Annotated in this window: 14 protein-coding genes; 4 read left to right on the top strand and 10 right to left on the bottom strand. The window is 34.5% G+C overall.

The genetic code is table 11. From position 1 onward, the window contains the following. The first annotated feature begins 76 nt into the window (after nt 1–76). Nucleotides 77–2,956 carry a DNA translocase FtsK 4TM domain-containing protein gene (locus J3U27_RS11600; RefSeq protein ID WP_416380528.1) on the top strand — a complete coding sequence of 960 codons (2,880 nt, stop codon included), beginning with the start codon at nt 77–79 and terminating at the stop codon, nt 2,954–2,956. 68 nt (nt 2,957–3,024) lie between these two features. Here the strand turns inward: J3U27_RS11600 and J3U27_RS03175 are convergent, their stop codons facing one another. Then, nucleotides 3,025–4,179, bottom strand: coding sequence for an MFS transporter (locus tag J3U27_RS03175; RefSeq protein ID WP_267376812.1), 1,155 nt, complete (start codon nt 4,177–4,179; stop codon nt 3,025–3,027). Between the two features lie 256 nt (nt 4,180–4,435). Here J3U27_RS03175 and J3U27_RS03170 point away from each other — a divergent pair, with 256 nt between their 5' ends. Both J3U27_RS03170 and J3U27_RS03165 read left to right on the top strand, forming a co-directional pair. Further along, nucleotides 4,436–6,280 carry a beta-glucoside-specific PTS transporter subunit IIABC gene (locus J3U27_RS03170; protein WP_267376811.1) on the top strand — a complete coding sequence of 615 codons (1,845 nt, stop codon included), beginning with the start codon at nt 4,436–4,438 and terminating at the stop codon, nt 6,278–6,280. A gap of 10 nt (nt 6,281–6,290) precedes the next feature. Beyond that, a complete protein-coding gene (locus J3U27_RS03165) occupies nt 6,291–7,694 on the top strand; it encodes a glycoside hydrolase family 1 protein (RefSeq protein WP_267362407.1) in 1,404 nt (467 codons plus the stop codon). Between the two features lie 342 nt (nt 7,695–8,036). On the opposite strand, the gene metB is transcribed toward J3U27_RS03165, so the two are convergent. Then, entirely contained in the window at nt 8,037–9,221 is a 1,185-nt protein-coding gene (gene metB, locus J3U27_RS03160) for a cystathionine gamma-synthase (protein ID WP_267376809.1), read from the bottom strand. A gap of 171 nt (nt 9,222–9,392) precedes the next feature. Between metB and metJ the strand changes: the two genes are divergently transcribed. Continuing rightward, on the top strand, nt 9,393–9,710 hold the full coding sequence (metJ, locus tag J3U27_RS03155; protein WP_065563626.1) for a met regulon transcriptional regulator MetJ: 318 nt from the start codon (nt 9,393–9,395) through the stop codon (nt 9,708–9,710). A gap of 73 nt (nt 9,711–9,783) precedes the next feature. Here the strand turns inward: metJ and rpmE are convergent, their stop codons facing one another. The 8 genes from rpmE to J3U27_RS03115 all read right to left on the bottom strand — a co-directional run bounded on the left by rpmE (nt 9,784) and on the right by J3U27_RS03115 (nt 18,132). Continuing rightward, nucleotides 9,784–9,999 (bottom strand): 50S ribosomal protein L31, encoded by a 216-nt coding sequence (gene rpmE / locus J3U27_RS03150; protein WP_065563627.1) that lies wholly within the window; start codon nt 9,997–9,999, stop codon nt 9,784–9,786. A gap of 141 nt (nt 10,000–10,140) precedes the next feature. After that, a complete protein-coding gene (degS, locus tag J3U27_RS03145; RefSeq protein ID WP_065563628.1) occupies nt 10,141–11,193 on the bottom strand; it encodes an outer membrane-stress sensor serine endopeptidase DegS in 1,053 nt (350 codons plus the stop codon). A 110-nt stretch (nt 11,194–11,303) separates the two neighbouring features. After that, complete coding sequence (locus J3U27_RS03140; RefSeq protein WP_065563750.1) at nt 11,304–12,677, bottom strand: Do family serine endopeptidase; 1,374 nt, start codon at nt 12,675–12,677, stop codon at nt 11,304–11,306. Nucleotides 12,678–12,755: 78 nt separating this feature from the next. Continuing rightward, nucleotides 12,756–13,163 (bottom strand): YhcB family protein, encoded by a 408-nt coding sequence (locus J3U27_RS03135; RefSeq protein WP_065563629.1) that lies wholly within the window; start codon nt 13,161–13,163, stop codon nt 12,756–12,758. A 48-nt stretch (nt 13,164–13,211) separates the two neighbouring features. Further along, the gene (locus tag J3U27_RS03130; protein ID WP_065563630.1) at nt 13,212–13,673 is read right to left on the bottom strand and encodes a DUF721 domain-containing protein; all 462 of its coding nucleotides are present in this window, start codon (nt 13,671–13,673) and stop codon (nt 13,212–13,214) included. Nucleotides 13,674–13,938: 265 nt separating this feature from the next. Continuing rightward, entirely contained in the window at nt 13,939–15,204 is a 1,266-nt protein-coding gene (locus J3U27_RS03125; protein WP_065563631.1) for an MFS transporter, read from the bottom strand. A 35-nt stretch (nt 15,205–15,239) separates the two neighbouring features. Beyond that, complete coding sequence (gene uxaC / locus J3U27_RS03120) at nt 15,240–16,646, bottom strand: glucuronate isomerase (RefSeq protein ID WP_267376806.1); 1,407 nt, start codon at nt 16,644–16,646, stop codon at nt 15,240–15,242. Between the two features lie 16 nt (nt 16,647–16,662). Next, nucleotides 16,663–18,132: a mannitol dehydrogenase family protein gene (locus J3U27_RS03115; protein WP_220225687.1), complete on the bottom strand. Its 1,470-nt coding sequence runs from the start codon at nt 18,130–18,132 to the stop codon at nt 16,663–16,665. Between the last annotated feature and the right edge of the window lie 94 nt (nt 18,133–18,226).

Here is an 18,226-nt window from a genome sequence, read left to right as displayed (position 1 = left end):
CTTTCACGCTATGAGTAGGTTCAATTTATGATAAAATACTCAAAATTTTTAATTAAGATAGTTTTTAGGTACGTGTTTGAAAAAATCTAAAATTACAAGAAGACAGATTGTTGCACAATTAATTCTATTATCATTAATAGGCTTATCTGTTTACTTATTTTTATCACTGTTTACTTACAACCCATCAGATCCTGGCTGGTCACGTACAGCTTGGCACTATCCTATTAGCAATTTAGGCGGTTATATTGGTGCATATATTTCTGATATCTTATTTCAGTTTTTTGGATTAATCGCCTATAGTTTACCGGTTATTATTATCTTTTTTTGTTTACAATTAATGGGTTACTTTTACCGTCATGCCAGTGATCCTATTAACTATTTTAGTGTTTCATTCCGAATTATCGGCATTTTAGCTTTTGTACTTAGTTGTTGTGGTTTTTTTGCCCTTAATATTCGCGATCCAGAACAATTCCAAGCAGGTGGTTATTTAGGTTCGATAGTAATTGAAAGCCTTCTACCTGTTATGAGTAGCTTAGCTACCTCTCTAGCTTTGCTTGCAACAACACTAGCGTGTATTACGCTTTTAACTGGTTTCTCTTGGCTTTATCTGTTTGAAAAAATTGGTGCGTTAGTTATGTTCATCCTGTCACCAATAAAATGGTTATTTACTCCGGATAAAGTTTCACAACCAGCTGATTCGAATCAAGAAGACAAATTAACAACAGAAAAACAGCCACAATTTGATCTACCTATTGATGTTGATACTAGTGATAATATTGACTCAACCAAATTGGCGACAGAATCAGATATTAGTACAATTAAACCTATTTCATTAAAAGATGATGAAGTATTTATAAAAACTGCTGCTCAATTATTGCAATCTATTGAGGCAAATACATCTCCTAACGAAACCAACCAACCGACTAAAGATATATCTAAAAAAGAAATGGATCCTGACGCGATTTTAGCGCGAATGGAAACTATTTTGAAAAATATGAATGAAAGCACCACGAGTGATATGAGTTCAACAGAATCTGATGGAGAAATTAATAGTCGTGAGGCCTTAGAACCTTTTGAAGAAGATAAATACGCTATTGCCGATGCACCAAGTAAACCTTTATTCACTATGGAGCATAATGAGCCAAAAATTAATCTAAATCATATTACATCTCAAGATTCAGTTGATCCAATTGTAATCGAACCTTTAGCGGAAACATCACCAAGTATTACACCTGAATATCATAATACTAATGATATTCCAGCCGAATTTGAGATACCCGAAGATGTTGATATATCACTTCTTAAAGAAGAAAATCCTCTCATTGATGACATATATCAAAATGAGGTAGTAAACGAATCAAATGAACAACAAACTAATAATGAAATAAAAGAAGTTATGGATGAGGATGAGGAAGAAAGCCTTATTCATCCTTTGCTAAAACGCAATGATAAGCCTTTACCAAAACCAACAACGCCGTTACCTTCGTTAAATTTATTAACACCACCACCAACAACTCGAATTGAAGTTGATCACGCGGCGTTAAATGCAATGTCAGAGCAAATCGAAAAAAGCCTCTCTGATTATCGAGTAAAAGCTAGAGTTGTCGATTATTTACCTGGACCCGTTATTACTCGCTTCGAAATTGAACTTGCGCCAGGCATTAAGGCAGCAAGAATTTCAACACTTGACCGAGATTTAGCACGCTCATTATCAATGCCTTCAGTACGGGTGGTCGAGGTTATTCCAGGTAAACCGTATGTCGGAATTGAATTACCAAATAAAAATCGACAAACTGTTTATTTCAGAGAAGTATTAGATAGTCCACAATTTAAAAATGCACAATCTCCTTTAACAATTGTATTAGGAAAAGATATCGCAGGACAATCAGTGGTTGCAGATTTAGCTAAAATGCCACATTTATTGGTTGCAGGAACGACCGGTTCAGGTAAATCAGTAGGTGTTAATGCCATGATATTAAGCATTTTATACAAATCACAACCTGAAGATGTTAGGTTTATAATGATTGATCCTAAAATGTTAGAACTATCTATCTATGAAGGGATTCCTCATCTATTGACCCAAGTAGTAACTGATATGAAAGATGCGGCTAACGCACTTAACTGGTGTGTTAATGAAATGGAGCGTCGCTATCGATTGATGTCAGCATTGGGCGTTCGTAACATTGCTGGTTTTAACGAAAAAATCAAACTTGCCGAAGAAATGGGCCGACCAATTCCAGATCCTCTTTGGAAACCCACTGATAGTATGGATCTTGAAATGCCAACGCTTGAAAAACTTCCATATATTGTAGTTATGGTGGATGAATTCGCCGACTTAATTATGGCCGTTGGAAAAAAAGTCGAAGAGCTCATTGCACGACTTGCACAAAAAGCTCGAGCGGCTGGCATCCACTTAGTGCTTGCAACCCAACGCCCATCAGTTGATGTGATTACTGGTTTAATTAAAGCCAATATACCAACTCGAATAGCATTTACTGTTTCAAGCAAGATTGATTCACGTACAATCTTAGATCAAATGGGGGCTGAATCACTTCTAGGTATGGGTGACATGCTCTATTTAGCACCAAATAGCTCAATTCCTATTCGTGTTCATGGCGCATTTGTACGTGATGAAGAGGTTCATGCAGTTGTGCAAGATTGGAAAGCGCGTGGCACACCTAAATATATCGAGAATGTAACAGTTTCAACTGATGATAATGAAGGTAATAGCTTCGATATGACCGACGAAGAACTCGATCCACTTTTCGATCAAGTAGTAGCATTTGTGGTTGAAACCCGTCGAGCATCAATATCTAGCGTCCAACGCAAATTTAGAATTGGTTACAATCGCGCTGCACGAATAGTAGAACAAATGGAAGTGGAAGGCATTATAAGTGCGCCAAGTCATAATGGTAATCGCGAAGTACTTGCACAAGCATCACCTAATGATTATTAGGCTAAATTTCAACAGTAAAACCATTTAACTAATAAGATAGTGTGTCACTATATAAAATTTTAAGAGGTCTACTTTCTAAATTTTAACCAGTAAATCATTGATAAAATTGCGCCTATTATTGCTATACCGGCTAAGGCAAAATAGGCGATTATCATCGACCATTTCAAACTAATTATTCCAACAATAATTGGAAATAGCGTCATACCTAGTGCATAAATAGCTTGAAATAATCCCATGGCAGCAGAACGGGCATACGATGGCACATCTATCATCGCTTCAAAATTTAAAAACGAAAATAGTATACCCGTCCCTATACCTGGGATAATTTGCAATAGAAGAATAATATAAACAGAAGAGACCTGAGGTACTAAAATACAATAAAGTGCTAGTAATAGAAAAGATAAAATTACCCAGCTTGAAATTCTCATCAGATTAATCCACTTAGTCGCCCCCAATTTAGCAAATAGAACTGAAGATAACATATAGACAATTGAAGAAATGCCAATTAAATAAGCACTTCCACCCAAATCACTCAATATCTGATTAGTAAAAGACATTGTGGTAGACATTTGAATCCCTTGCTGAATTAAAGCAAGAAATGAGAAAAACAATAATTTTCGATTACATAATGCGCTAAACAAAAGATGATAGTTAAAATCATGATGGATCTTTTCCGGATATTTTAGCTTTATTGCTAAAATAAAAGCCAATAACCCGCTAAAGCAACTAAGCACACAAATTCCTACCATATGAATATAATCATACAATAATGTACTTGTTAAAAAGGCTAAAAACACACCTAGATTATTAACCATTATAATTAAACTAGTTGCATACCCTTTTTTTGACTTGGGATAAAAACCTAAAAAAAGCACCATAAAAGAGATCCACATTGCACTGGCGAAACCTGAAATTATATTACCAATGAGAAAACCAGCTCCATTCGGTTCAATAATACGAATCACCGATGCAATTCCAGCAAAAAAGGTGCCTAATACAATAAAAATTTTATGTTTCTCTTTTACATTGGCTAATAAACCAACCGGCAATCTTAAGAATAATTGCGAAAATCCATAAGCACTAACCACCATTCCGATCATAGTAGTCGATATATTTATCGCCGCAAGATAAGGGGTTTGATAAGGAATATAGATATATTGCGCATACCAGAAAAAAAACACAATACACAACAATAAATAAGACTTCTTCTTGGCTGACTTCATTTATCCACAATTTTAATACTGATAATTTTTTGCTCTAAAAATATATCTAAATAAATTATTTAGCAATAATTATGACAAACTTGTCTAATTTTTTAAACTATGCTAGCTTGAAGTGAATTAAAAAGTGATAAAAATTGATCTTACTAAATTCATAATACAAACATCTTAACTTTATGATTTATATAATAATGATAATTTTTAGTGTATTAAGCTTTTTTATCAATGAATAACCATTCTTTAAGTAATGGAGAAAATAATGGACTATCAAAAAATTGCACAGCAAATACTCGAATTAGTCGGCGGTAAAGAGAATATTATCAACTTAACACACTGCTTTACTCGCTTACGGTTTCAATTAAATGACAGTAAAAAAGCTAATCGCGAAAAATTATTACAGACAGAAGGTGTGATTTCCGTTGTTGAAAGTAGTGGACAATACCAAGTAGTATTAGGCAATAAAGTCACCAAAATTTATGAGCAACTCCTTCCTCTAATTGGCGAGTTAGAACAAAGTAATCAAACGGAACCTAAAGTTTCATTAGGGGTAAAAATACTTAATGCTTTTGCAGCTATTTTTACACCAATCATCCCAGCTATTGCAGCATCAGGTATGTTAAAGGGAATTTTAGCTATAGCGGTTATGATAGGTAATTATTACTATCAAACTGATATCAAAACTTATAACACCTACACGATTTTACATGCTGCATCAGATGCAGTTTTCTACTTCATGCCAATAATACTTGGCTATACCGCTGCTAAAGTATTTAAAGCACATGAATTTATATCGATGATAATTGGTGCAACATTATGTTATCCATCAATTGTCAATTTAATGACAAGTAAAACTGAAGTCACTCTGTTTACCATTGAATTAACCAAAGCAAGTTACACGTCTAGCGTTATCCCAATTATATTAGCGGTATTTATTTTAAGTTATGTACAAAGATTTTTGGAATATATTATCCCTGAAGTATTAAAAATTATCATGGTGCCAACTTTTTCATTACTTATCATGATACCAGCTACTTTACTTATTTTCGGTCCTATTGGCATCTATATTGGCGAATTTATAAACTGGATCTATTACTACATTATGGGCGTTAGCCCTATATTATTAGGAGCATTTATTGGTGGTGTATGGTGTATTTTAGTCATCTTTGGCGCACATCGTGCTATTGTACCAATCGGCATTAATGACGTAGCTCAAACTGGACGCCAGAACTTACTTGCTTTCGCTGGAGCGGCGAACTTTTCACAAGCTGGAGCCGCATTAGGTGTATTTTTCAAAACCAAAAATAAAAATTTAAAAACAGTTGCTGCATCGGCAACAATCACAGCCTTGTTCGGCATTACCGAACCCGCGATTTATGGCGCTAACTTAAGATTGAAAAAACCAATGATTTGTGCAGTTGTGTGTGGTGCACTTGCCGGAGGATTAATGGGTTGGGGAGGATCTTATGGTACAGCCTTTGCCAACCAAGGGGTATTAACAATACCTGTTTATGCGGAAGCAGGTACAAAAGCGTTCTTATGCTATTTAATTGGTATAGGCTTTGCATTTTTTGGTTCATGCATTATGACGATGATTGTTGGATTCAATGACATACCAAACGAAAAAGAATCAAAAACAATTCAAACTCCATTAACCACTGATACAACTATTCTATCGCCTGTTGAGGGTGAGGTCATTGCCTTAAATCAAGTCAAAGATGAAGTATTTGCTTCAGGAGCGATGGGCAAAGGGATCGCGGTTTATCCTAAGGTAGGAGAAATAGTTGCACCAGCGGATTGTACAGTATCAGTACTCTACCCTACTTTACATGCTATTGGTCTAACATTAGATAATGGTATTGAACTGTTGATTCACATTGGAATTGACACCGTTAAATTACAAGGTAAATATTTTAAATCCTATGTACAAGCAGGCCAACACATTACAAAAGGAACCAAAATAGTTTCATTTGATATTGATAAAATAAAAGAATTCGATTTAACGACTTCGGTTATTGTCGTTAATTCGGATCAATATAAAAATATAGAATATTGTCAAGAAGATCACGTCAGTAAAAAAGACAATTTATTATTTATTCAAGTTTAGAGGTTAATATATGAAAGCTTTTGCTAAGGATTTTTGGTGGGGAGCATCATCTTCTGCTTTTCAAATTGAAGGTGGATGGGATGCTGATGGAAAAGGGATGACCGTTGCTGATTATAACTCATTTCAACGCTCTGCAGTGCAAGCCGATAGCAAAGTTGCCAGTGATTTCTATCATCATGTAGAGAGTGATATTGCTTTGTTTAAAGAATTGGGATTAAAAACTTATCGTTTTTCAATATCATGGGCACGTATTATTCCTGATGGGGACGGTGAAATAAATCAAGCTGGAATTGATTTTTATAATCGAGTAATTAACGAATTAATCAAAAATAATATCATTCCATTTATTACTCTTTATCACTTTGATTTACCATTTGCCTTAGTTGATAAATATAATGGTTGGCAAGACCGCCGTTGTGTCGATGCGTTTAGACGCTATGCTCAGGTCTGCTATAAAGCATTTGGTGATCGGGTAAAAAACTGGCAAATCAATAATGAACAAAATTTGATGATTCGTGTTAATGAACGAATGAACATGTACAAAGTCGCACCAGGCGACACAGAAAAAGTGAGAGCTCAAATGGATTATCACATGTTTGTTGCTCATGCGATGGCAACAAATGATTGTCATGAACTAATTGCTGGAAGCAAAGTAGGACCAGCGGTATCATCCACCATGACCTATCCTGCAAGTAATAAACCAATGGATGTTTGGGCAGCTAAAATGAATGATAATTTTAAAACTAATTATGCCCTAGATATGTACTGTTTTGGTGATTATCCGGGATACTATAAACATTATTTGCAACGTTGTGGTATCTACCCTATCACACAACCAGAAGATGCCGAAATATTAAAACAAGCTAAACCGGATTTTATTGCCGTAAATTACTACCGAACATTAGTCGCAAGCTATTTACCGGAAGATGATGCTCATCCATTTGGCACTAAAGAAAAAGATATTGATTTCGATCTATATGGCTATTTCAAGATCGAGAAAAACCCAAATTTAACCGCTTCTACTTATGGCGCACAAATTGACCCGATGGGGTTGAGACTAGTATTAAATGAATATTATCGCCAATATCGTTTACCATTAATTATTACTGAAAATGGATTAGGTACTCCAGATACATTAACTGCTGACAATAAAGTACATGATGATTATCGAATTGATTATATCAAATCGCACATATTAGCTTGTCATGATGCAATTGAAGATGGGGTTGAACTATTTGGATATTGTCCATGGTCAGTATTTGATTTACTAAGTTCTCATCAAGGTTTCAAAAAACGTTATGGCTTTGTTTATGTTGATCGAGATGATCATGACTTAAAAACACTTAATCGAATTAAAAAAGATAGTTTTTATTGGTATCAGCAAGTCATCAAAGATAATGGCATTAAAGATTAAAAACAGGGATGGGCTTTAAAAAAGCCCATCATGATAGTTGTTGAAACAAACAGCTATACTGGAAATAATTGTTTGCCTAATCTCTTGTCATAACTTCAAATATGAACTACATCACTGTATTAGCCTGATAATAATTCAGTTTTAATGTAAATTAGATGATTTATAGATATGGAGTGATATTGAATTTTTGAGTTGAGGAACGGGGTTTTTGAGGCAAATATAAACACTAATTTAACCACTTTAGTTAGTCAAAAAGTAAAATAGTGCATTATTATGAAAGTAAAGGAAAATAGGATTGATAAAATCAATTATTTCTCAATCCTATTGATCAGCAGATAAAATTTAGATTTGAGCTAGTGCTTGTTCTAAATCATTAAGAAGATCACTGATATCTTCAAGACCAACCGAAATACGTAATAATTGATCGGATATACCTGCGGTTTTACGTGCTTCAGCACTAATTCCTGAATGAGTCATAGTTGCAGGATGACAGATTAAACTTTCCACACCACCAAGTGATTGGGCTAATGTAAATATATTGAGTGCATTTAAAAATTTCGGCATAACATTAGCATCACCTGCTAATTCAAAACTTAGCAGTGAACCAAAACCTTTTTGTTGTCTTTTCGCAATATCATGTCCAAGATTTGAAGGTAATGATGGATGAAAAACTTTTGCAATTTTAGGGTGATTTGCTAAAAATTCTACCACTTTTTGCGCATTTTCTTGCTGTAATTTAACTCTTGCTGCTAGCGTTCTTAAACCACGTAATAACAAGTAACTATCAAATGACGAGGTAGATGTTCCGATATTATTGGCCCACCATAGTACATCCGTTGCTAATTGTTGATCTTTAAACACCAATATTCCAGCGAGTAAATCTGAATGGCCATTTAAAAACTTAGTACAAGAATGGCTAACAATATCAGCACCAAGCTCCAATGGTTTTTGTAAAATTGGTGTCATAAAAGTGTTATCGACTAAAACCAAAGCACCAACCTCATGAGCTTGTCGAGTGATCGCTTCTATATCGACAACTCGTAACAAAGGGTTACTTGGTGATTCAATTAAGACTAATTTAGGTTTTAAGCTAAGTGCTTCTTTCAAAGCAACAGAATCTGATTGGTCAACAAATTTTGTTTTAAAATAGCCTTTTTGACTCAAACTATTAAATAATCGATAACTACCGCCATAACAGTCATGAGGCGCAACAACAACATCATTTGGACTAAGTAAGGCAACGCTAATTAGATGTATTGCTGACATACCGCAATTAGTTAAAATAGCATCCGCCCCACCTTCTAATTTAGCAACGGTTTCTTCGACTAATCGTCTACTTGGATTGGATTTGCGACCATAATCAAACTTCCTCGGTGTTGCAAACTCTTCATAACGATAACATGTTGAAGGCGTAATAACAGGAACTACGCTACCAAATTGATCATCTGTATTAATTCCACCACGAACAGCTATCGTGCCTTGGCTAAAATTAGTACCTTGTCTTAGATTTTTAGAATCACCAGCCATAACAACCTTCCTACCAAGCATTTTATATATCTAATAATTGTATAAGAATAGCACAATAAAAAAAGACGTCAACATGTCTAGACGTCTAACTATCTTGGTGTATAGATTGCAGCTAAATAAAAAAAACGCTAAAATTACCCACATTATTTGTGATGTGATTTGGTGAAAAATATGATGGAATGGAACGGCGATTATATCAGCCCTTATGCTGAACATGGTAAAAAAAGTGAACAAGTAAAAAAAATTACAGTCTCAATTCCGTTGAAAGTACTTAAAATATTAACTGATGAGCGAACAAGGCGACAAGTCAATAACTTACGTCATGCAACGAATAGTGAATTATTATGTGAAGCCTTTTTACACGCTTATACTGGTCAACCACTCCCTTGTGATGAAGATCTTCAGAAAGATCGTGATGATGGAATTCCACAACAAGCACAAAAAATGATGAGAGATTTAGGCATCGATCCGGATTTAATCGACGAATGATTGAATTAAAATAGAATAGTAGATACAAAAAAGGCGCTTAAAGCGCCTTTTTGACAACGTTAGTTTAGTAAAACTATTTTTTACCACCAACCATTGCAAAACGTTGTTTGAATTTATCAACACGTCCGCCAGTTGCAACATCACGTTGTTTACCAGTATAAAACGGGTGACATTCACCACATACGTCAAGATGAATATCATGACCAATAGTTGAATGAGTTTTAATTGTGTTACCACAAGAACAAGTTGCTGTAATTGCAGTGTATTCTGGATGGATACCTTCTTTCATAATAAACCTCTAAAGTTTGTTCGTATCGCTATATAAACGGCTTAATCGCAAAATCTATACACCATACGAGTGTTAAATAACATGATAAGGGTGCGAATTATACGTCCTATATGAAAGATAATCAAGTAATAATCGACCAATCTAAACCGGTAATTGCCCGATAGTTACTTGAAGTTCAATCTTTTCTCCATTTCGCAAAACTAATATGGGGACGATTGTTCCTGGTTTCAACTCTGCAATTTGATCCATAGTTTCTACTATGGATTTTACTGGTTTATTATCAACCATAATTAATATATCATTTGCTTCAACGCCAGCCTGTAATGAAGGTCCTTCAGCATTGGTAACTAATATACCTAATACCTTCGGTAAATCACTAGGATTTTGCGTTGGGGCGAATTCTAACCCATCAATGCCAATATAGCCTCGAATCACTTTCCCATCTTGAATTAATTTATCCATTATTTTAACGGCTAATGCTGTTGGGATGGCAAAACCAATTCCTTCAGGAACATCATTACCGAGATTTTTAGCAAATGTTAATGTATTAATGCCTACCAACTCACCTTTAGTATTTACTAAAGCTCCACCTGAATTACCATGATTAATCGATGCATCAGTTTGAATAAAGTTTTGTCGACGATATGGGCTTAATCCGTCACGCCCTGTCGCACTAATAATACCTTGGGTAATCGTTTGACCGATGTTGTATGGATTACCAATAGCTAAAACAACATCACCAATTTTTGGGTCTCGTTTAGAATTAATAGGTATGACCGGGATATTAGTTGCCTCTATTTTAAGCACAGCAATATCAACCAACTTATCGGAACCTACAGGTAATGCTTCAAAAATTCGACCATCTTGCAAGGCAACAATAATTTGTTCAGCTCCATCAACAACATGATAATTGGTAATGATATAGCCATACTCACTCATAATTACACCAGAACCTAGCGGTGTAATTGGGCCATCTTGTGATTGTTTTGGAACAGAATTAATCGATCGACTGTAGATATTTACTACTGCTGGAGCAGCAATCTTAACCGCGTCAGAATAACTCATAGGTTCTTCATTAAAAATAGATCTAGAAAAATCTGATTGTGTTCCATTTCTTAAAGAAGGGAAAATAATGAGTAATACTATCGCTAACACACCACCAATTAATATTGGCCAAAGAAACTTTTTAAGCATAATTATTATAAAGATGAGAATAGTTGATAGGATTCTATCATATCTAACTGATGGTTAAAATGAAGTTTTCGTCGATGCAAAGCATCGACGATTTTTAGCTATATAATTACTTAGCGTAAGATAAGATATAAACGGCTATCTCCTCGGACAATATTTAAAGCGATTGCAGAAGGATTGCTATCAATCACTTTACGTAGTTCAGAAATACTATTAACTCTAGACTTATTGACCCCAGTGATAAGATCACCTTCTTGTAAACTTAAACGTGAAGCAGGAGAGTTTTTAACAATACTCTCAATTAATACACCTTTTTGTCCTTTTATATCACCATTAACAAGTGTTGCACCTTCAAGTGCTGGATGTAAAGATTTTGCTTCGGTACTGGATGCATCACCGTTTTTCAATTTAACCTCAACAGAAATCTCTTTGCCATCTCGAATCAAACCTAATTTAACTGTACGACCAGCTCCAGTTGTCGCGATTTTTGCGCGTAACTCTGCAAAACTATCAACCGGTTTACCGTCCATAGAAATGATGACATCACCAGATTTAATTCCTGCTTCTTTTGCAGCAGAATCATCTATAACTTCACTAACAAAAGCACCTTTTTGTACTTCAAGGTCAAAAGCTTTAGCAATATCTGATGTTAATTCATTACCTTTTATACCTAAAACACCTCGTTTAACTTCACCATACTCAATAAGTTGAGAAGTCAAACTTCTAACCATATTACTAGGTATAGCGAAACCAATTCCTACATTACCCCCACTTGGCGCAATAATAGCAGTGTTTATCCCAACTAGTTCACCATTTAAGTTAACTAAAGCACCACCGGAATTACCTTGGTTAATTGACGCGTCAGTTTGAATGAAATTTTCAAAGCCATCCATACTTAACCCACTACGAGCTAACGCAGAAATGATACCAGAAGTAACAGTTTGACCGATACCGAATGGATTACCAATCGCAACAACGTAATCACCAACTCGTGTTTTATCTGAATCAGCAAGTTTGATTGAGGTTAATTTTTTTGCATTATCCACTTTCAATAAAGCAATATCACTTTGTGGATCTTTACCAATTAGTTTTGCTTGATATTCATGACCGTCATTTATTACTACCGTAATTTTATCGGCGCTATCAATTACATGATTATTGGTAACAATATAACCTTTTTCAGCATCAATAATGACACCAGAACCTAATCCCGAGAAAGGCCTAGATTGACTATCCGGATAGCCGAAAAATCGTCTAAATTCTTCCGGCATATTATTTTGCATTTGAGCAGTGCCTTCAACTTTAATACTTACTACCGAAGGTAAAACGGTTTCCAACATTGGTGCCAACGATGGTTGTTGTTGGTTATTATCCGTTGGTAAAAATGGGAATGCCGCATTGGCATTAGATAATGTAGCTAAACTTAAACCTAAACTTAATGCAATTATACTTAATAATTTTTTTGGTTTTCGTAAAGAATGACTCATCATAAAACTCTCTTATTTAAGAAATTTGATATTTAAAACATAAATAGCCTAATAAAACTAAGAAATGTTGAAAATTAATTAAGATTTCACTTCATCATTTTTGAATAATCCTGAAGGATTATCTGAATAGTCTTTAGGCTGCTTTTCAAGTGTTAATTCATTTTTGACACTGATATCATTATTGACGGCTTCTAAATCAATCATAGGCATATCATCAGAAGTTACAAATTGCCCAGAAGTTTCAGCAATATGTTGATATAAGCGACGAAAATCTTTGGCCATATTATCCAATATTTCAGCACTATGAGAAAAATGTTTAACCATCATCTGTTTTTGAGATGCTAATTCTTCTTGGGCTTGTTCCAATTCGCGTTTAACTTTGGCATATTTACGTCCTTTTTGAGAAACAAAATTGATGAAAATTATACCCACAATAAAACCAATTATTAGGCCGATGATAATATAGGTCATCATACTTTTATCCATATTTCACTCCTGTATCTTTTCATTTATTATTTCTAAATATTGTTTAGCTTATTTTGCATGGTTAGCAAGTTTTATCAATTGTTTTTTTAGTTTTTCAGGTGCTTGCTCAGCCAAAGCATTTAAATATATTGCTGTTTGAATCGTAATCACATTATTAATTTTAGCATTCTTATTTGAAAAATTAACTAATTGTGAGTTATTTGTCGCAATAGTGGGATTAATCTTATATTGAATAGAGGATAACGAAGGTAAGATTTTTTGACGTATACCTGAAATCAAATTACTTTGTTCGTATTTTATTCGTGTAAGCCAATTAGCCGAACTGATCTCAAGAATAAGAATACCTTGACGATAATTTGCAACTCTATATTGCTGATTCAACGGTGCTGGAAGCAATTCATCAATAACCTTCGTTAATTGACTCAGTGCTAATGTCCTTTCTTTTATTTGGGATAATAAAGCCCCTTGTGACAAAAGGCTGGTCAACATTTTTGGCTCATTATCACGCATGAATTAGGCTCATCCTTAGTTCTTGCTAAAATTAAAACAAATCTATTTTTAATATAAATAACTCAATACTCAATAATTTACCTGATCTATTCAAAAAAGTCGTGTAAAAAAATAATATTTACACATTATTTGAACTATTAAAAATGAAATAAATAATAAGGCTAATTAAAATAATTATTCAATTTCAAAAAAATAGGTAGAATCAAAAATTTTGATCCTACCTATGTTAGTTATTATTAATTATTTGTTAGTTATCTAGTTATGATTAATTAGTGGTACTTTGATTAACTTGGTTCTCGCGAATAAATGTCCAAAGCACAATTGCACCGATTACATCAAAGAAAGCTAATGCAATAAAGAAAGGACCAAAACCAATTATGCCTACAAATGCACCAATGAAAAGGTTAAATATTAATTGACCTGTCCAAGCACAAGCACCGGCCATCCCAACTGCTGTAGCAACCTGATTTTTCTTAAATAAATCACCGCCTAAAGTTGATGCAACAGTAGATAACAATTGATGTGAAAAACCACCAAGGCTGATTAAAAATACCGCTAAATATGGGTTTTCAACAATACTAACAAAACCAATGGTCATCATTAACACAGCGCCGATGGTAAAGGTGATCAATCTTGAATTGATTAATGATATTCCACGGTCATTAAAAAACTTCGCAACAAAACCACTTGCTAAACAGCCTAGATCAGCCATCAAAAACGGTAGCCAAACAAACATAGCAATTTCTTTTAAACTAAAGTGCAATGTTTCAACGAAGAAAATTGGCACCCAAAAATTGATTGTCCCCCAAGCTGGATCTGCAAGAAAACGTGCAATACCAATACCCCAGAAATTACGCTGAGTAAGGATCGTTTTTAAAGATACTTTTTCTTTATCATTGTCTAAATATTTTTCTTGACCTGCTTCAATATATTCTCTTTCTTCAGGAGACAATATTTTTGAATCTTTAGGGTCACGATAAAAAATAAACCAAGCAAGAGCAGCAATTAATGCTAACGAACCAGAAACAACGAAAGCAAATTCCCAACCTTGGAATAAAATACACCAAGCGATTAGAGGGGGAGCTAACATAGCACCAAAAGATGTCCCCATATTAAACACACCTGATGCGATCCCTCTTTCTTTTGCAGGGAACCATATAGAGGCAGTTTTTATTCCTGCTGGGATAGCTGATGCTTCACTAAAGCCCATTACACCGCGCATGAAAGCTAAACCTTGCCATGTACCTGTCAATGCATGACCCATGGTTGCTAATCCCCAAATTACCGCACAGATAGCAAACCCAAGTCTTAGACCTATAGTATCAATAAAAAAGCCCATGATAGGTTGACCTATCGTATACGCTAACTGGAATGCGCTAACAATCCAAGAATATTGCTCTTTAGTAATACCTGTGGTTTCTAAAATTGTCGGCGCGGCAACGCCTAATGCCGTTCGATCAAGATAATTGATTATTGTAATAGCACAGACAAGTAAAATCATGTACCACCGAAATTTTGGAATTGTTCTCATTTTATTTCCTTCATCTTATTTATTGTTAATTCGTGTTATTTAGAAAAATAATGATTTGCATTGTTAAAACAAATATTTCTAATCATGTTGCCAACTAAGTCAAAATCTTCAGGAATTTCTCCATTTTCCATCCAATTCCCCACCATATTACAAAGAATTCGTCTAAAATATTCATGTCTTGTAAATGATAAAAAACTACGGGAATCAGTTAACATACCAACAAATTGACTTAATAATCCCATTTGAGAAAGTTGCATTATCTGACGTTCCATTCCATCTTTTTGGTCATTGAACCACCAGCCCGAACCAAATTGAATTTTTCCTGCAATATTTGAACCTTGAAAGTTACCAGCCATAGTCGCTAAGACCTCATTATCACGAGGGTTTAGACAATACAAAATAGTTTTAGGCAGTTCATCAGTTAAGTCCAAAATACCTAATAATGAAGAAAGTGGTTCAGCGATGGGTCTATCACCAATCGAGTCAAACCCAGCATCAGGACCAAGCATTTTAAACATTCGTTGATTATTATTACGCAAAGCTCCTAAATGTAATTGCATAACCCAATTACGTTTATGATATTGCTTACCTAACCAAACAAGTACTGCCGTACTAAATTGTGCAATTTCCAGTTCAGAAAGGGACTGATTAGCAAGACGTTTTGCTATTATTTGATCAAGCTGTTTTTCCGAAGGAATATCAGCATAACGGAGAATTTCGATGCCATGATCTGCAGCTTCACAACCATGTTGTTCAAAATGATCTAATCGTTTGGTTAACGCACAAAGTAATTTTTCAAAACTATTAATTTCAATATCAGTTACTTTTCCTAATTCAACAATGTAATCAACAAAGCCTGTTAGTTCTATTTTAAAAACTCTGTCTGGTCGCCAACTTGGTCTTACTTTAGTTTTAAATGAAGCATCTAAAGCGATTTGTTTGTGATATTCAAGTGAATCAATAGGGTCATCAGTTGTTCCTACTGCTTTGACATTCATTTGTGTCAAAATACCTCTGGTTGAGAATTCAGCAGTCGCTAATTTATCATTAGCCTCAGACCAAATTTTATCAGCTGTTTTTTCGTTAAGAAGAATATTTTTTATACCAAATGGTCTTTTTAACTCCAGATGAGTCCAATGGTAAATCGGGTTTCCAAGCGTTAAAGGAACAACTTTTGCCCAAGTAAGATATTTTTCATAGTCAGATGCATCACCTGTGATATATTTTTCATCAATTCCAGCTGTCCGTAACACTCGCCATTTGTAATGATCACCTGCTAACCAAATTTCAGCTAAATTACGGAAATTTTTATTTTCAGCAATATCTTTTGGTGGTAAATGGCAATGATAATCGTATATGGGTTGATCTTCAGCGTAATCAAAATAAAGCTTTTGTGCCGCATCAGTTTGTAACAAAAAGTTATCATCTAAGAATTTTTTCATTGTTTTTCTTTCCAATTTATAAAGCTAAATCCTTAATAGTCTGTTTAGCACCTTTTTTCATTAAAGAAAGATAATGTTCTGTTATTTTTTCTCTGAATAATGAATTGGCGGGTAAATCTGATCCAAAAACAGCTTCTAAACTTAATAACGAGTTAACTCTTTCTACCCCTTCATCACTCTCAGCAACAAGTTTTTTCAACTCATCAACCATTGGATCACGAATATCGATTACTTGTTTATGGTCATCAATACCACCAACATATCGCATCCAACCAGCTACCCCTAAAGCTAGTAATGAAAAATCAGAATTATGTTTAATATGCCAACGGATAGAATCAAGTATGCGTTGCGGTAGTTTTTGTGTACCATCCATAGCGATTTGCCATGTTCTATGTTTTAGTGATGGGTTACTAAATCTTTCAATAAGTTTTTCAGCATATTGTTGTAAATTAACGTGCGAAGGAACATTTAAGGTTGGTGCTTGCTGTTGCATCATTAACGATAAAGTCGCTTTTTTATAATTTTCGTCATTCATACAATCATTGATATGCTCATAACCAGCTAAATAACCTAAATAGGCTAAAAATGAATGGCTACCATTTAGCATTCGAAGTTTCATTTCTTCATATGGCACTACATTATCAACAAATTCAGCACCAGCTTCGTTCCAATTAGGTCGTGAAGTGACAAAATTATCTTCAATAACCCATTGAATAAATGGCTCACAAGCAATACCACACGGATCATACATTCCACCTAAAACATCTTGAATTTCTTCTAAGGTTTCAGATGTTGCAGCAGGAACAATACGGTCAACCATCGTACAAGGGAAAGTTGTATTATTTTCAATCCATTTAGCCAGCTCAAGATCGCGTGCATTCGCTAAATCTAAAATAGCTTTCCTCAAAACTAAACCATTTTCTGGCATGTTGTCACATGATAAAGCCGTAAACGATTTCAATCCTCTTTGCATTCTTCTATATAAAGCTTCAACAATAACACCTGGCGCTGACATAGGTTTACTTGGAGAAGCTAAATCTGCTTTGATTAATTCATTATTCAAATCCAAACCAGTCCCACCAGGCAACATACAGTAACCTTTTTCAGTTACCGTTAATGAAACAATTTCGACAATAGGATCAGCCATTTTTTCTAAAATTGTTTCAATACCGTCTGTTGGTGCTAATAATGATTCTTTTACACTTCCAATAATATAGGCTTGTTTAGATGTCGCGCCTTTTTCAAGCACTGTATATAGATGATCTTGTTTTCTAATATCATTGATTAACTCTTCACCACCAACAATATTTACCTCGCAGATAGCCCAATCACTATTACCTTTATTCAATAAACGATCAGTAAATAGTGCCTGATGTGCTCTGTGAAATGCACCAAAACCTATATGTACAATACGAGCGGTCATTTTCTCCCTATTGTATAAAGGTTTATTTTTGATTGATTGTGGTATTTCTAATAAATTCAACATTTTATACACCGTAATTAACTAACTGCAATATTTATTGGTTAGACATATTTTCATTTGTTGACAAAATTTTCATCTTTATTTTTCAATTTTTGTG

Origin of the sequence: Gilliamella sp. B2911 (assembly GCF_026536965.1) — a bacterium.
Taxonomy (GTDB): Bacteria; Pseudomonadota; Gammaproteobacteria; order Enterobacterales; family Orbaceae; genus Gilliamella; species Gilliamella apicola_E.
This window is presented reverse-complemented; position numbering and strand designations above follow the sequence as displayed.

Excerpts from the sequence above, each read along its gene's own strand:
- J3U27_RS03175 (WP_267376812.1), bottom strand. The coding sequence starts at position 4,179 with ATGAAGTCAGCCAAGAAGAAGTCTTATTTATTGTTGTGTATTGTGTTT.
- J3U27_RS03170 (WP_267376811.1), top strand. The coding sequence starts at position 4,436 with ATGGACTATCAAAAAATTGCACAGCAAATACTCGAATTAGTCGGCGGT.
- J3U27_RS03165 (WP_267362407.1), top strand. The coding sequence starts at position 6,291 with ATGAAAGCTTTTGCTAAGGATTTTTGGTGGGGAGCATCATCTTCTGCT.
- metB (WP_267376809.1), bottom strand. The coding sequence starts at position 9,221 with ATGGCTGGTGATTCTAAAAATCTAAGACAAGGTACTAATTTTAGCCAA.
- metJ (WP_065563626.1), top strand. The coding sequence starts at position 9,393 with ATGATGGAATGGAACGGCGATTATATCAGCCCTTATGCTGAACATGGT.
- rpmE (WP_065563627.1), bottom strand. The coding sequence starts at position 9,999 with ATGAAAGAAGGTATCCATCCAGAATACACTGCAATTACAGCAACTTGT.
- degS (WP_065563628.1), bottom strand. The coding sequence starts at position 11,193 with ATGCTTAAAAAGTTTCTTTGGCCAATATTAATTGGTGGTGTGTTAGCG.
- J3U27_RS03140 (WP_065563750.1), bottom strand. The coding sequence starts at position 12,677 with ATGAGTCATTCTTTACGAAAACCAAAAAAATTATTAAGTATAATTGCA.
- J3U27_RS03135 (WP_065563629.1), bottom strand. The coding sequence starts at position 13,163 with ATGGATAAAAGTATGATGACCTATATTATCATCGGCCTAATAATTGGT.
- J3U27_RS03130 (WP_065563630.1), bottom strand. The coding sequence starts at position 13,673 with ATGCGTGATAATGAGCCAAAAATGTTGACCAGCCTTTTGTCACAAGGG.
- J3U27_RS03125 (WP_065563631.1), bottom strand. The coding sequence starts at position 15,204 with ATGAGAACAATTCCAAAATTTCGGTGGTACATGATTTTACTTGTCTGT.
- uxaC (WP_267376806.1), bottom strand. The coding sequence starts at position 16,646 with ATGAAAAAATTCTTAGATGATAACTTTTTGTTACAAACTGATGCGGCA.
- J3U27_RS03115 (WP_220225687.1), bottom strand. The coding sequence starts at position 18,132 with ATGTTGAATTTATTAGAAATACCACAATCAATCAAAAATAAACCTTTA.